This is a genomic window from Orientia tsutsugamushi, from assembly GCF_900327275.1.
In the GTDB taxonomy this organism is placed as follows: Bacteria; Pseudomonadota; Alphaproteobacteria; order Rickettsiales; family Rickettsiaceae; genus Orientia; species Orientia tsutsugamushi.
The window spans coordinates 2067248-2083445 of the sequence record NZ_LS398548.1 but is presented as its reverse complement, the minus strand read 5'-3'; the positions used below and the strand labels follow the sequence as shown (position 1 = coordinate 2083445).

Here is a 16198-nt window from a genome sequence, read left to right as displayed (position 1 = left end):
TTGCCCCGTAAGCTGTAATATTGTAAACTAAACTAAATTATATAATATCATTTATAAAAACAACCTAAGATTCAAGTGTAAAATAGCTTAACTATAGATATAGTTGTTATTATAAGCGGAATTTAGAGATGTTGTCAATTGTAATACTACTTTTAACAAATTTTAGAACTTAAATGATAATTGTTTTATGGAAACAAAAATGAATACAGGAATGAAAACAAAATTGATGAAGTTAATTGAAGTAATAAATCAAAAACCTTGGTTAAAATATTCGTTGTTTTTTGTGTTAATGTCAGTTGCAACTTATGTTAACTATAAGCTAGTTTCAAAGGATAGGCCTGAGTTATTTGATTCTAAGCTGGCTAAGCAAAAACTTGAAGAATCCTTGCGGAATCAAAAATCTTCTAAGTCTACATAACTCAGAGATATTTGGCTCAAGAATATGACAAGTATATCTGAATTTAATTATAATGATACTAAATAATAATTAAAACCTAAATGTTGTAGTTTTGAGATATTATGTTGAAGTAATTGACTTGCAGTGTTGTGTGTTCAGAGAAGCTAGTATAGCTTGATTTTGAAAGGTAGTTACATATTTTAAGTGTAAAAGGCAGCATCAAAAAAGTAGTTAAATAAGTGAGCTACTTTGCGTATGTCATTTTTAACTTTAAACAAGTAATGCTTAATTAGGTCTAAATTTTGTTAAGTGGTTGCATCTTTGATTAATATAGCTTGTACATAAGCATCAAAAACACTTTTATTGCAATTACATTCAAATAAAAAAGGATCAATAGCTTTACTATTACAAAAGATCAGCTATCATACTTATTCACATCTTCATATTAGCACAAAACTTTTCTATCAGATTAAAATTAGAGAATAAGGTAGCAAAAAATAACTTTATAACTAACGGATTCTATTAATTTTTATTGCTTCTTTCTATGCTTAAACCTCGTTGTAAATGACTATAGATAGGAGTTGAACCACTATTCCACACAAAAGTAAGTAGACTTCTGTTATGGTATCTTATTACGAGAGAATTTGATGAGACTTTTAAAGGAAAAAAGCAAATGATATAGCTAAACTACTATAAAATAATCATAATAATAAGATGTTAAAATGTAATGAAAAAGTAATTAGTATGACATATACTATAGATTTTGGAAAAGGCGCTGGACATAAATGAAAGAGAGAAAATTAGTTTTGAAAAATAGTCAAAACGTTTTGAGATAGGAAAGAATACAGTATTTGTAACAGTATTTGTATGGAATAATAATTTACACATAACAGCAGTAAGGATAAGCGTTTTGAGTTTTTTCTATCAGATAAATGTTAAGCAAATTGCTTAATATAGCTAAAACAGTATAAAACAGCTGTATAATATACTTTTTAAGTATATCTATAGTGGCAGCAAAGCTTATTATAACTGTTTTATACTAGTTTAGCTATATATTTTTTTATTCATTCTTCAAAAAACTTGCAAAAAATCATCTATTATGCAGAAATTCTCTACCAGAGGAATCATATTCAGCACTCATTTTTTATTCTTCAGATCTTTATACTCTATCTTATCTTTTTTGCAACTCTCTTTTTTTATTCTTTCTATCATATTCCTGTTAAACTGCTACTCTAATCCTTATTTCCTCTATCTCTATCCTATCTCATTATATCAAACTTGTGTAACAAAACGATAAGAAACTATTACATTATCATCACTAGACTTTTTTCGAAACTAGACAATGATGTAGAATGGTGTTATAAAAATCTGATTTGAAGTAATAATGAAATTAGATTATATTAAAGAGTTAAAGGATGAAAAATTTCGTCGATTAACAGGAGTAAGGAAGAGGACATTTTCAAAGATGGTGGATATTTTGAGGAAAGCTGATGGTCTTAAGAAATCAAAAGGTGGACGTAAAAATAAGCTCAATTTGGAGGAACAGTTGCTGATGGTGTTAGAATACCTTAGAGAATACCGTACTTATTTCCATATAGGTCAAAACTATGGAATTAGTGAAAGTTCAGCATATAAAGCTGTAAAATGGGTAGAAGACACCCTAGTTAAACACCCAAACTTTGCTCTTCCAGGTCGTAAAGCTATAATGAAGAGTGATATGAATTATGAAGTAGTCTTGATTGATGCTACTGAGACTCCTATAGAAAGACCTAAAAAAAACAAAAATTCTATTATTCAGGAAAGAAGAAAAGGCATACACTAAAAACTCAAATAGTGGTAGATAAGAAAACGCGCCAAGTAATATGTACAGATTTTTCTAACGGTAAAAAACATGACTTTAGATTATTTAAGAAATCCAAAATTCTTATCCATCCTAAGGTAAAAGTGATTACTGATACAGGATATCAAGGCATACAAAAAATTCACAATAATTCTGAATTACCAAAGAAAAAAAGCAAGAAAAATCCTTTAACTAGAAATGATAAAAAGAATAATCTTAGACTGACAGGAAAAAGAGTTGTGAGTGAAAACGTTATTGGTATGCTAAAACGGTTCAAAATTATTGCTGACAAATATCGAAATAGACGTAAAAGATTCTCTCTTAGATTTAATTTGATCTCTGGCATTTATAATTTTGAACTACCTTAACCAGTTTCGAAAGATGTCTATTATCATCACTGTTATTATTTGTAATGCAGCAATTACCGCTTGTAAAATAGTAAAATCTCAGTATCATCATTACCTTAGAAAAAGATCAGACATAACAGTAATTGCAGCACATATTAGGCTTTTAAAGTCTTATTTTTTTATGGGCAAAATATTAACAACGCAATTACTTTTAAAATTTTTATACCTGAAAGGCTTATGGTAATTTTGTTTCTTGATTTTTTATACAATATTTTATATCACTATTTTTAATGCTGTTCTTTCAACAGCTAGCTTATATACTCTGCTTCGTAGCACACATCAATTTTTGGTAGTTTAATGGTACTATCTTTTTATTATAGCATTTTTGCAGAAGTTCTGGCGGTTATACATTTTTTCATATATAATCTCATCAAATATAATTATATTTAAAAATTTGAAATACATGTTATGATTTGGCGTTATATACGCTGTTTAGCACAAGCTATCTTTAAAACAATAGAGCATGATGGTATTGAGCATGCAGGTTATATGGCCTTTATGATATTGTTATCAATTTTTCCATTTGTGATGTTTTTTTTAGCTTCCAGTAGCTTCTTAGGGGTATCGGAATTAGGAAAAAATGGTATTGCTATATTACTCAGTAATTTACCAGCAAATGTTGCAGAAACTATCGTTCCAAGAATACATGAAATACTTGAAAATCCTCCCCAAAGTTTGCTAACTCTAGCAATCTTTGGCACAATATGGACATCTTCATCGTTTGTTGAAGGCATACGTACAATATTGAATAGAGTACATCAAGTAAATTCTCCACCGCCTTATTGGTTACGGAGACTATTAAGTATAACACAGTTTTTAATAACAAGTATTATCATTTTTTTAACCATAGTACTATTTGTCTTTACTCCAATAATATTAAGAAAGATACCAACAACAATTGTCTTTACCAAAACATTAAGTCCAATATGGATTTTATTAAGATATACATTTATTGTGCTAACACTGTTTTTTACTGTATCAACAATCTACTATTTTGTTCCAAATACTAATTTAAAATTTAGAGAAGTAGTACCAGGAGCAATAATTACTGTGATGTTATGGATATTCAGTGGTACAATGCTATCTAAATCTACAGCTTACTATAGTCAATTAAATCTTATATATGGATCTTTAGGAAGCATAATTATTACATTATTATTCTTTCATATAATAGCTATAATCTTCATATATGGAGCAGAATTTAATCATCAATTACTGAAAAAAAATGGCAAAAAATATTGGCACAAATACTAATTGACTATACTTATAATAACCAAAGTTCGATATAAGAAATATAGCAGAGAACAGAATGAGTAAGTACTTCCAATAGTTGAATGCAAAAAAAATATAAAAAAGCAAAAATAAAGAGGTAATATTAAAAACTCCTATAGCCATAAAAAGAAACACGATTATGATGTCTATAGCAAAGATTTTTAAGTTAATAGAACGCTTTTTGCAATAAAAAGTAAAAATTACAGTACGTTTCACAATATACATAAGTGTGAAACGTACTGTAATTTTTACTTTTACTGTAGTATGGCATATTTCTTATATCAAACTCGGGTTATGAATAGTATAATTTTAGGGATTGATGTTTCTAATGACACATTTGATACGGCTATGTTAATTAATAATAAAGTTCAAACAAAAAAATTTAATAATAACGCGCTGAATGTCCTTACAAACTAGCGACATGTTTGTATAGAATCTGCTGGTATAGCTAAACTACTACAAAAAAAATTATAATAGTCTGGTTATAACTATGATCTAGATAAGTTTTTCGAAAAATATATAACATACCTGTTTTATAGTGGCTTGGCTATATATACTCTGCTTATGCTGACTCTCTAATATCTCAAGTTTTTAGTTAAAATTATTAATTTTTGCAGTAGTTTCTAAATACCCGCTTTCTATTACGCTCTCTAATCTATCTTTTAATGTTTTGACTTCAGCAAGTATTTCATCTGTCTATTTTGCTCTCAAATCTACAACCTGCTCTACTCCAGAAATCTCTTCTCTTAACTCACGATTTTCTGAAAAGGCTATAGATTCTTTCGTTTTACCGCTTTCATACAAAAAATAAGAAACGAGCATTATTGTTATGCTTATAACAGTTAAGTCAACTACCTGCTTCTTGCGAATAACATCAGCTAATTCTGATAACCTGCTATAGCTAAGCTACTATAAAACAGTTGTAATAGTTCGGCTATAACTATGACCTAGATACACTTCTCAAAAAGTATATAATATAACTGTTTTATATTAGCTTAGATGTATTTACTGGTAAGGCTTAGCACAATATCTTTATGATAATAACTTTAAAGTTAGCATAGATATAGCAAGGTAGCATTTAGACTTAAGTTACCGCCATTAAAGAACAAAATATCACTGTGACAGACACACTTTTCGAAAAATATATAACCTAACTGTTTTATAGTGGTTTAGCTATATGAAGTTATCCGGAAAGCGTAATACAGAAAATCCATACGTTACATTTTGATATAGCTGGTTATGGAAACTTGGATAACTAAACTACTGCGCCTTTACTAACTTATTGGAAGGAGATAATGGCAACATTTCTTTCTTGCAATATAGTAATATATATCATTGGTTAACAGTTGATGAAATAATGCTTTTTAAGACGTATAAGCTTTATCAGAAAACAATTATTATTATTTATAAGATGCAGCTTAAAACCTAAGAATCAACTATAACTACTCTTAAGCAATTTTATATTATGGTACCCATGGCCGGACTTGAACCGGCAAGGACTAATGTCCCACGGATTTTAAGTCCGTTATGTCTACCATTCCATCACACGGGCTAAACATCTAACAACTTATAAACTAAAAAAGATGATAGCTAGATATTTACTAAAAAGCAAGATATTTTTTCATTTAGAAATCTATTTTATCTGGAATAATAAAGAGTATCATTAGATGTTGAATTATATTATGCTTATACAACAACTTCCTGCATGCTTCCTGCAAGAGGAACATCGTTAGCATCTAGCACCATTGAAAAATTATTTTCTATACTTTCAGTTATTGATGTATTGTGAGTATCTTCTATTATTTTCTCTACTGCTATAAAGCTACTGAAATCAGTATCTTCTGTTGTTGTCATCTCACGCATTGTGAAATTTTCAGCACCATTCGATCCTTTTTCTATTTCGTTATCCAATGGTTCATTTGTATATATATAATCACCAGCAGCATTGATACCTGCTTTCCCTCCATAAAATGCGAACTGAGCTACTTTTGAGACAAGGTTAAGGCCATCATATATAAGGTTAGCGCCATGTGAAAAAATTTCACCTAATTTTTTACCGCCATCTTGTTTATATAATTCGAATGCTGCTGCTCCTACTGCAGCAATTTCTGCATTCGTAATACGCTGTAATATAATAGGAGCTGCTAAATCAACAGCATACTTTGTTAAATCTGATATAGATTGAGTAGGGTTATTTTCAGTACTATTTTTAGCAAACTGATTCACTTTCACTTTCTCAAAACTATAAATAGCGTTATGTATGCTACTATAATGATTTATAGCACTATTCGCTACAGGCTTTGCTTCTTGTATAGCTTGAACAGCTTTGGATACACAGTTATATGTTTCTCTTGAAAAAATTCTACGTAAAAAGTAAGACATAGACACCTTTTAATATTAATTAACTAAACATAAACAATTATTTATACTCAGTTAATATAGATTGCATATATATCAATGTCAATATACAAATACATAAAAGTACTATAACATGTTATATAAATAATACACATATTCTATGTAACTTAGGATAGTTTTTGAAATATCATGCATTGTTAGCAAATATCTAGCTGATTGTATTACAGTCTCATAAAGGCATAGTATAAGGTTTTCGCATTAGTCAAAAAAAAGAAAATCATTATCAATAAATATTATTAAGCATGCTGATTCTAGATGTTAGGTATTGCAAATCTACAGAGCAATGTAAAGTTATAATTCAAGAAAACTCAAAAGTGTACCTTGAACTTAATAGAATAAAAACCTTGATTTTTTTTTTGAATTAAGATAGAGCATAAAATTATAGCAATTTCAGATATTATACTTTCTTCATAATGCTAAAAATAATTTAGAGTTATGATTTTAAAAAATCAAAAACGTAAAAAATATATCATTCTTTGCTATACTATAGCTCTTATTTGAAAGGCTTATCCTTTCTTCTCACGCATTTTCATATTGCATATCTTATTGCACCAAAGCTATATTTTTTGCATAGTTTCTAGTAAAATATATTACCATTGTTTAAATGTTCTAAGTATTATTGATATAATTTTACATCAGCAAAATGCCAAAAACTAAAATAACGATGTAATTTTTATGCTTTTTTTGTTTATATACAAAGTAAAGTTTGATCTAATAACGTTAGAATTATAAGCATAAATAGTTCATAACGTTAAAATTGTAAATAATTAATAATCGGTGAGTAGTATATTAGTTGAAGGTGGCAAATCATTAAGGGGCGAGATAAATATTAGTGGCGCTAAAAATGCAGCTTTACCAATTATAGTTGCAAGCTTATTAAGTTCTAAAACTTTAGTTATCAATAATGTACCACAATTGTCAGATGTAAGTGATATGCTATTCATATTGAAAAGTTGTGGTGTTCATGTAGAAATTGTTGAAAGCGGAACTATTGCATTAACAGCTAATAACATTAGTGGTCATTTTTCTCCTCCATGTAATATAGTTAAAAAAATGAGGGCTTCTATTTGGATATTAGCTCCTTTATTATTACGGCTTGGGCAAGTTAGAATAGCATTGCCAGGTGGATGTGCAATTGGGCAGAGACGTATTGACCTACATTTAGCTGCATTAAAGGCATTTGGTGCTAATATTCAATTAGAGGAAGACTATATTAGTGCGAATTGTAGTAGTAGAATGCACGGTATAAGTTTCAAGTTTGATAAGGTTTCAGTAGGAGCAACTATTACTGCTATTATGTGTGCAGTGCTAGCTAATGGTAGTACTAAACTTGCTAATTGTGCTCAAGAACCTGAAATTGCTGATTTATGTTATTGTTTAAGAAAAATGGGAGCAAACATTACAGGCATTGGTACTGCTAATATTAGTATCATAGGAGTTAAAGAGCTTAATGGGGCTAATTACAGTATTATTCCTGACCGTATTGAAGCTGGTACTTATATGGTAGCAGCAGCTATAACACAAGGAAAAATTAAGCTTAATAATGTTATATTTAAACATCTTAAATCAGCAATTGCAAAACTGCGGTTATCAGGCGCAATAATACAATATCAGAATGAAAATAGTTTAATTATCGAAGGAGCTAATATTATTAAGCCTCTTAATATACAAACTAATCCATATCCAAATTTTCCAACTGACCTTCAAGCTCAATTTATGAGCCTAATGTCTATTGCAGATGGAGTATCAATTATTACTGAGAATATATATGAAAATCGCTACATGCATGTATTTGAGCTAATTAAAATGGGAGCAAATATTGTCATTCAATCCAGAGAAGCAGTAGTTACAGGAGTTAAGAAATTACATGGGGCTGATGTAATAGCAACAGACCTTAGAGCTTCAGTATCTTTGGTTTTAGCTGGATTATCAGCTGCAGGGATTACTAGAGTTAAACGCATGCATCACTTAGACCGCGGATATGAGTCTTTAGTTGAGAAATTACAGAACTGTAATGCAAGAGTCCAAAGAATTCCTGATTAGTATTTAGAAATTTGTATTTTATAATTGAGCTTGATATGCTATTATAAATAGGCTATATGTTAAGTTTAAGAGCAGTAATTACCATTATTATAGTATAAAAAATTAAATAGTACTTACATACTATGTAAAATAATATAAGCAACTGTATGTATTCGATATAAACAATTTATGATTAGTTAAGATTAATTAAGGGCAGATTTTTTTATGAGTGCAGATTTACAAACTCCAGAAAAATTAACGGGAGCTCCAGTGATTACTGTATTTGGAGTAGGGGGAGGAGGAAGTAACGCTGTAGATAATATGATTACATCCAATTTGCAAGGAGTAACTTTTATTGTCGCAAATACTGATGCTCAGGCATTAAACATGTCTTTAGCAGAAAATAAGATTCAGCTTGGAAAAAGTACCATGGGAGCTGGAGCTGATCCTAATGTTGGGGCCGCAGCAGCAGAAGAGTCAGCAGATGAAATTAAACGTCATATCGAAAATAGTAATATGATATTCATTGCCGCTGGAATGGGTGGAGGAACTGGCACCGGCGCAGCTCCAGTAGTTGCAAGAATTGCTAAAGAGCTTGGAATTCTCACTGTTGCAGTTGTAACAAAACCTTTTACTCTTGAAGGTGGGCAAAGAATGAAAATCGCTGAAGCTGGAATTGAAGAATTGCAAAAGAATGTTGATACTGTAATAATAATTCCAAATCAATATTTATTTAGAGTTAGTAATCATATTACTACTTTTATTGAAGCATTTAAGATGGCTGATACTGTGTTAACCGATGCAGTAACTAATATGACTAGTTTAATTAATTTGCCTGGACTAATTAATTTAGATTTTGCTGATGTTGTTACTATTATCAAAAAAGGAGGAAGGTCAATGATGGGAACAGGAGAAGCTAGCGGCGAGGATAGAGCTATTAAGGCTGCAGAAATTGCTATATCTAATCCTTTGCTTGATAATTCCTCCATCAGAAAAGCTGAGGGAGTATTGATTCATATTATTGGCGGAAATGATCTCACTTTAATGGAAGTTGATGAAGCAGTAAATCGTATTCGTAAAGAAATAGATGATGACGAGTCTAGAATTATATTCGGCGCAACTTTCAATCCAGATTTACAAGGCAAGATCAAGATATCAGTAATTGCATCATCTATTTGCAATCAATTATCAGAAGAAAAGAAATCAGCAGAAAATGCAGAAAATACTGACTTAGTAGATGATAGTAACATGGAATGTATTAAAACTGATGAAACTGATAAATTAAATGCAAGTGAATTAAATTGCAATATGTCGCATGACTCATTCAATGCTAATGTTACTAAAAATAGCGGTATCATCAACAATAAGCCACAAAAAGATGATAGCTTATCATTATTACACTCATCATCTATAAGACAACTAGAAGAACCTCAAACAAAGCCTAAGATGTCAATTTTTGCTAGAATGTGGCGTAGCATAAAATCTGATTATCCAACTGCTAAAGCAAGCGAAGATAATGATTCCCAAGTAGCATCTGATGGAAATATTTATGAAATACCAACTTTTTTAAGAAAAAATAAGAAATGAGGATCAATATTTAGATTGATCTGCTAATTATTTTATACATAGTTATTCAATATCTAACATAAAAATTTAAGGAACTACTTTTTATGATTACTTTAACTGATACGCTTCAAAGTACTGCGTCTTTTTTAGAATGGACAGCAGGTACAGTATTATCAGAGATTAAAGATTATGCCCAAGGTGTTAAGGATGATACATCAGAGTTTTATTGTAGCTTTTCTAAAGAAACAAAAGAAGGTTGTGAAAAAATAAAAAATGTTATTTACGGAGATGAGTTTCATGGTTTTGAAGCTGTCAAGGAGGTCCTTAAAGAAGTTTTAAAGATGTTGCTTGAGCAAATTAAATGTGTGCAAAAGTTTTTGTTAGCACGTAAAGGGGAAGCAGCGCTGATTGCAATTGCTATACCTGTAGTAGGTGAAATTATTGCTCCAGTAATCTTGGGATCAACATTGCTGATATATGCTTTAGATAAGGTCATAAAAAAGCAATCGCCAGAAAAAACAGATTTAGCAAATACAAAGCGAGATATTAAACAATGCTCTCCTGATTCAAATAAGATGGAAAAATACCCTAAACTATCTGATTTAGCACAAAAATATACAGAAATGGATGTAACAGCGCATGATAGTGCATCATTAAGTAGTGATATTTTGCATGGTTTATCGGAAAATTGCACTAAATTTGCAAATGAAAGCTTAATGAACTTGAATGGATTAGAAGAAGAAATTAGTAGCTTAAATAATCTATCGCTAAATAGTACAGAAGATTTTACACTAGCTAAGCATACTCTTGAAAATATTCTTGCGAAATTAACAACAGAAGTTAGTATGCTATCTGAACGTATAAGTGATCTTAGTAATACACATAATTTGGTTGAATCATCTATGAAAGATGAGATAGAAGCAAAGCATATTCCTCAAAAGCTAACTTCTGCGTTAGCATTAGATAACGGTCAAGCAGCATCAGAATCAACATCAAATAGACGCTCAAATAGAACTGCTGCTAATATTAATAGTAGTAGTAAAAATTCTAAAAGCAGCTTTCATGATTTTCAGTAACAGAGTAAATTATATTGTTTGTGTGAATTGCAAAATAATAACTTGATAGTAGCAAGAATATTGCAATGCATTATTCAATTCTTCAACTTTCCTAAATGTTACTATGATCCATAACTATGTGAGCAAGCATAACTTAAAAACAGTGAGCAAAGTAGTCTGTTATAAATTTATGTATATAGCCAAACTATTATAAAACAGTGATAATAGTTCAGCTATCTCTATGATCTAGATAGGCTTTTCAAAAAGTATATAATATAACTGTTTTATAGTAGCTTAGCTATATTGTAAATTAATGAGATATAGATATGATCTCAGAAGTTATAGAGTATTGCATGTAATAAAATTAGTCTGAAATTAGATATGCATTATTTTCTATAAGAAAAAGTTGTACATAAATATCATTAGATCTTCCGCAAAATAATAAAAATAATTATAGCTATATCAATTTTGATCATATTAACTAATTTTTTATTTCGCAGCAAGCATAATTTTAACTCATACTCCTTTTTGCAGATTTTATAACATTGCTTTTCATGCTTAAAAATACTTTCTAAAAAATTCTTCAGGTTTAATTAGTAAATCAAAATACGAATTTTATATATTAGCTATTAGTGCATACCATATTATTGAGTATAGTACCAACTACTTAATAACCATTATGGAGATAAGTAATAGTGGATAGCAACAATTATAAGACTAATTTAATTATCAAAGCAGTTAATCACGATAATGTCATTATTAGCGGATATGCTACTGTTTTTAATCTTGTCGACAGTTCTGGAGACTATATTCTTAAAGGAGCATTTAAAAATATTCATCATCGATATCTATCTGATATTAAATTACTATGGCAACATAATATTGCTTCTCCTATTGGCTTAATTACTAATATAGAAGAAGATGAATACGGAGTTAGAGTTGATGCAAGTATTAACCAACATATTCAAAAAGGCAAAGAAGCTATAGCATTAATTCAACAGGGAGTAATTAACAATTTTAGCATTGGTTTTACTATTGAAGATTCTAGTTATAACAGAAAGGGAAATAGAATAATAAAATCTGCATTATTATGGGAAGTAAGTTTGGTTACTTTTCCTGCAAATAAACATGCTAAAATACGAAACTGTAAACATGCATCCCAATACGATGTTATTAGCTCTAATCAGCTTGTTACCATATTAAATTCATTAATTGAAGCGCAAAAGTCGCTAAACAACATAACTCAATAATAATCAATATCATGCAAATCGAACAAATTAATAACAAAATTTTGGAATTATCCAATGATTGGTGTAAATATAAAAATGAATTAGTATCTAAAAACATGATCCATAACCTGGAAACTAAAATACATAACCTAGAAACCATAATAGCTAGGCAAGATATTTTAACTAACAACCAAATTAACTCCAATGATAGTCATAATGGATTAAATGAATTCATCAGATTTGGAGAACTTACTACTAAATCAAGTCAACTGAGTGCTGGCAGTGAAAAAGAAGGCTGTTACTTAGTACAACCAACTTTACATCAAAAAATTGTTGGTGGAATTAAACATAAATCTCCTATGCGTCAGCTTGCTAGTCTCGAATTAATATCCAGCAGTGCATTAGATACAGTAATCGAAGATAATGAATTCATAACTGGCTGGGTCGCAGAGCAAGATGAGAGGGCAGAAACAAAGTCTCCTACTCTATTGCGCCGTAAGATTGCAGTACATGAACTCTACGCTCAACCTAAAGCTACTCAAAAGCTTTTAGATGATTCTAATATCAATATTGAAAACTGGCTAATTGAACGATTAGAAGATAGTTTTGCTAATGCTGAAAATAAGAGTTTCATCTTAGGAAATGGTATTAGTCAGCCACATGGTATATTATATAATCCTGAAGAATATGGTATTGAAATTATACCATGCCATAAAATAGATCTTGAAGCATTGTTATCGTTAATCAATTCACTTGATGATTATTATCACGCTAATTCAACATTGTTAATGCATCGTACTACTCTAGCAAAAATTCAGACTATTCAAGACTCATCAGGTCGATTTATCTGGCAACCTAAATTATCACAAAATTTTCCACAAACAATCCTAGGAATACCAGTAATATGTGCAAGCGATATGCCAACCACTCAGCTAACCAATGACTCTATACCATGTTATCCTATTATATTAGCTGATTTTAAACTAGCATATAAAATTGTTGATCACGCTGCCAATATTAAGATGACACGGGATCCATATACTGAAAAACCTTTTGTTAAATTTTATGCGGTAAAGCGAGTTGGAGGCGATATTGTTGTTTCTAAGGCAATAAAAATTTTGCAATTTAGTACTAAAACTAAACAGTAATAAAATAGCGTTAGGCAAAAAAGTTGAATCATTATGAATGAAAATTGTTACTACAATATTACTAAGATACATGAGCAACAAATGTTATCTATAGCAGAAATTAAAACTTACCTACGTATAAATAGTAGCAACTTTCATAATGAGATGGAAAACACAATCTTGAATATAATAACTATAGCTGCTATTAGCTATGCAGAAAAATTCCTGCGCATTAATTTAATTGAAAAAAATGTTTGCTATATAATTGTAAAGGTTAAAAGTCTTAAGATTTTGTTACCAATTGTGCCAGCAAAAAAAATTATTTCTGTTAAAAATCGTAGTAATAATTCTATTATTGATCAACAATTTTATCAGTTAAGTTGCAATAGCACTAATATTCAATTTTCAAGCAATGACTTTATTAATCAGTCCTTTAAAATTGAATACACTGTTTTAACTACAGATCCTTCAATTATTAATGCGATTAAACCTGGGATATTACTACATATAAGTGAGTTATATGATCGAAGAATTATAGAACCTAAGGTATTTGCCAGTATAAACCAAATATATCAAAGCTATAAAAAAGTATTAATATAATGAGTATAATTAATTTTAGTAGTAGGCTAAAGCATAATATCACTTTTTTTGCAAAAGAAAGTAATACTAGTAGATGGATTGAAGTTTTATCATGTTTTGCTGAAATAAAAGCTTTATATCGTTATAAACCAATAATCACTCAAAATCTTACTTTTGGTAATTTAACTACAGAGGATTACTATTTATTTACCATAAGATTTAGCTCAGCCATCTGTATTAATATGCGCATTAAATTTGCTCAAAGAAGATTTGAGATACACAGGATAATCAATCCACTTGAGCAAAATCATAACCTAGAAATTTTTGCTTTTGAGCTTCATCATAATAAAGAGCCAGCATAATGCATTTATTAGTATTACAGCAATTTCAAACAGACATATATAATTTACTTAATGCTGATTCAATTCTAAGGAAAGAAGTTAATAATATTTACCTTGGTTTTCACAAAAATAGCCCTACACCATTTATAGCAGTAGAATTTTTAACAGCTAATAATTTAACCAGCATGGGCTTAATAACTTATGAATTGAGCTTTAACATAGCTCTTTTTACTAATGATCTAGCTACTAATAGAATTATAGCACTTGGAGAGCAAATTTTAAATGTTATTACTGCATTTCGCCTTGAAAAACAACAAAACAGATATTCAGTAATAAATCTTAGATTCCAAAGTGTATCATGGCATACTGACAAACTCTTTATTACAGATAGGTTTAATATAAATTATAAATCAATTTTACAATATTGCGAAAGATATAATGACTAATTTTCATGATGTTAAAATACCTGATTTTATAGCAATGCATGCTCATGGAGGACCGGTATTTAATACATATCATATCTCAACTGCATCAGGACGTGAGCACAGATATATTAACTGGCACTATCCACTACAAAAATATACTATTAAAAATTGTTATTTAAGTAATGAGCAGCTTTATCTGCTTAACAGTTTTTTTCGAGCTAGAAAAGGCAAGGCTTTCTCCTTTCGGTTAAAAGATTATGCTGATTTTACTGTTAGTAAACAAGCAATTAGTCACGTGCTCATTGATAACAATATGCTTCAATTAACAAAAATTTATAAAGATGATTATGAAATTGCTTACCGTAAAATTACAAAACCAGTTAAAGGATCTGTTAAAATAGAGAGTGAAAATAATGCAATCGTAGAATTTGAAGCTGATTATAATACTGGAATTATATATTTTAGAAATAATCAATCACTCCATTTAACTCAAAGCTTATATATTACCTATCAATTCGACGTACAAGTGCGCTTCAATAATGACTCCTTAGTCTATAGTGTTAATTCAGATCAAACCATTATAATAAGTAATCTTGAATTAATTGAAGTCATATAAAAGTTGGTAATTATGCGTATTTTTTCTGATGAATTTGCTAATAAGATTAATAATTCAAATAATATTGACTTTTGTTATAAAATTACTTTATTCTCTGGAGAGAAATTATATTTAACTTCATCTCCTACATCAATTTTGCTTGGTAAGAATCTATATTTACCTAACTCAGGGTTAGTAATAAATAGCATTAACCTAAATGATTCAGGAGAGGCTATAGCGGAAATTGAAGGAATTTTTGAAAAACAAGGTATAACGTATAACCATATTCTTCATAATTTGAAAATTGAAATATTAATTACTGTTGATCAAACATCTTATAATGATTTTTTTACTTTCTATTGTATTGAGGTTAATCATGATACAGTTAAATTTTGCCTTTCTTTATCATCAATTGGTATTAAGCTATATCAAACTATATTAAAAACATATAGCAAAAGTTGCAGAGCAAATTTAGGAGATAAATATTGTAAAATTAATACCGACCAGTATACAAAATCTTATAAAGTTCAGAATATTCAAGCTAACGATATTATAGTTATTGACTGTTGTCCACAAGCTATAAACTATGCTTATGGCAAGGCTGTATTTTCTCCTCAACATAAATTTAACATTGTTAAGCATTATAACACTCCATTAATGAATAATAATAGTATTATTGAAACCAGTATTACTATTCCTGAATTTTTACATAATACTTCAGAAATTAAATTAACTATAGGATGCGATAAAACTTTTAACAACTGTATTCAAAAATTCAACAATGCAATCAATTTCCGCGGAGAACCTTTTATTGATACTCTTAAAACTTTTAAATAAAATAATAGTTAATTATGTACTTTTTTAGTCTAGTTATATACAATAAATTGATTCTCAAAATATAATTTTGTTTTAGAAATTTATAAGA

At 29.4% G+C, this 16198-nt stretch carries 15 protein-coding genes and 1 tRNA gene; 13 read left to right on the top strand and 3 right to left on the bottom strand.

The genetic code is table 11. The features are described 5' to 3' along the window. Positions 1 to 187: 187 nt before the first annotated feature. The 3 genes from DK405_RS10820 to DK405_RS10810 all read left to right on the top strand — a co-directional run bounded on the left by DK405_RS10820 (position 188) and on the right by DK405_RS10810 (position 3898). The gene (locus DK405_RS10820) at positions 188 to 418 is read left to right on the top strand and encodes a hypothetical protein (protein ID WP_045912548.1); all 231 of its coding nucleotides are present in this window, start codon (positions 188 to 190) and stop codon (positions 416 to 418) included. Positions 419 to 1781: 1363 nt separating this feature from the next. After that, positions 1782 to 2605, top strand: a protein-coding gene (locus DK405_RS10815; protein ID WP_109510714.1) for an IS5 family transposase whose coding sequence is annotated in 2 segments (ribosomal slippage) — positions 1782 to 2169 and positions 2169 to 2605 — 825 coding nt in all. Because the reading frame shifts where the segments join, the coding sequence is not laid out codon by codon here. 447 nt (positions 2606 to 3052) lie between these two features. Further along, the gene (locus DK405_RS10810; protein ID WP_012461495.1) at positions 3053 to 3898 is read left to right on the top strand and encodes a YihY/virulence factor BrkB family protein; all 846 of its coding nucleotides are present in this window, start codon (positions 3053 to 3055) and stop codon (positions 3896 to 3898) included. Between the two features lie 714 nt (positions 3899 to 4612). Here DK405_RS10810 and DK405_RS15220 read toward each other — a convergent pair. The 3 genes from DK405_RS15220 to DK405_RS10795 form a co-directional block, all read right to left on the bottom strand. Then, a complete protein-coding gene (locus tag DK405_RS15220) occupies positions 4613 to 4738 on the bottom strand; it encodes a hypothetical protein (RefSeq protein ID WP_258230582.1) in 126 nt (41 codons plus the stop codon). A gap of 644 nt (positions 4739 to 5382) precedes the next feature. After that, a tRNA-Leu gene (locus DK405_RS10800) sits at positions 5383 to 5468 on the bottom strand. Positions 5469 to 5602: 134 nt separating this feature from the next. Further along, positions 5603 to 6298, bottom strand: coding sequence for a hypothetical protein (locus DK405_RS10795; protein WP_045912290.1), 696 nt, complete (start codon positions 6296 to 6298; stop codon positions 5603 to 5605). Between the two features lie 813 nt (positions 6299 to 7111). Here DK405_RS10795 and murA point away from each other — a divergent pair. From murA to DK405_RS10745, 10 genes are all read left to right on the top strand, one after another. Further along, entirely contained in the window at positions 7112 to 8377 is a 1266-nt protein-coding gene (gene murA, locus DK405_RS10790; protein WP_045912291.1) for a UDP-N-acetylglucosamine 1-carboxyvinyltransferase, read from the top strand. 204 nt (positions 8378 to 8581) lie between these two features. Further along, positions 8582 to 9943, top strand: coding sequence for a cell division protein FtsZ (ftsZ, locus tag DK405_RS10785; protein WP_045912292.1), 1362 nt, complete (start codon positions 8582 to 8584; stop codon positions 9941 to 9943). 83 nt (positions 9944 to 10026) lie between these two features. Then, a complete protein-coding gene (locus tag DK405_RS10780; protein ID WP_045912293.1) occupies positions 10027 to 10998 on the top strand; it encodes a hypothetical protein in 972 nt (323 codons plus the stop codon). Between the two features lie 674 nt (positions 10999 to 11672). After that, positions 11673 to 12227, top strand: coding sequence for an HK97 family phage prohead protease (locus tag DK405_RS10775; protein WP_045912294.1), 555 nt, complete (start codon positions 11673 to 11675; stop codon positions 12225 to 12227). A gap of 11 nt (positions 12228 to 12238) precedes the next feature. After that, entirely contained in the window at positions 12239 to 13354 is a 1116-nt protein-coding gene (locus DK405_RS10770) for a phage major capsid protein (RefSeq protein WP_045912295.1), read from the top strand. 33 nt (positions 13355 to 13387) lie between these two features. Then, positions 13388 to 13933 carry a hypothetical protein gene (locus DK405_RS10765; RefSeq protein WP_045912296.1) on the top strand — a complete coding sequence of 182 codons (546 nt, stop codon included), beginning with the start codon at positions 13388 to 13390 and terminating at the stop codon, positions 13931 to 13933. Continuing rightward, positions 13933 to 14274 carry a phage head completion protein gene (locus DK405_RS10760; RefSeq protein ID WP_045912297.1) on the top strand — a complete coding sequence of 114 codons (342 nt, stop codon included), beginning with the start codon at positions 13933 to 13935 and terminating at the stop codon, positions 14272 to 14274. Before DK405_RS10765 ends, DK405_RS10760 begins: the two co-directional genes overlap by 1 nt. Next, positions 14274 to 14699 (top strand): hypothetical protein, encoded by a 426-nt coding sequence (locus DK405_RS10755; RefSeq protein ID WP_045912298.1) that lies wholly within the window; start codon positions 14274 to 14276, stop codon positions 14697 to 14699. The genes DK405_RS10760 and DK405_RS10755 overlap by 1 nt, the downstream gene beginning before the upstream one ends. After that, a complete protein-coding gene (locus DK405_RS10750; protein WP_045912299.1) occupies positions 14692 to 15294 on the top strand; it encodes a DUF2460 domain-containing protein in 603 nt (200 codons plus the stop codon). Before DK405_RS10755 ends, DK405_RS10750 begins: the two co-directional genes overlap by 8 nt. A 12-nt stretch (positions 15295 to 15306) precedes the next feature. Beyond that, complete coding sequence (locus DK405_RS10745; RefSeq protein WP_045912300.1) at positions 15307 to 16110, top strand: DUF2163 domain-containing protein; 804 nt, start codon at positions 15307 to 15309, stop codon at positions 16108 to 16110. Positions 16111 to 16198 lie beyond the last annotated feature (88 nt).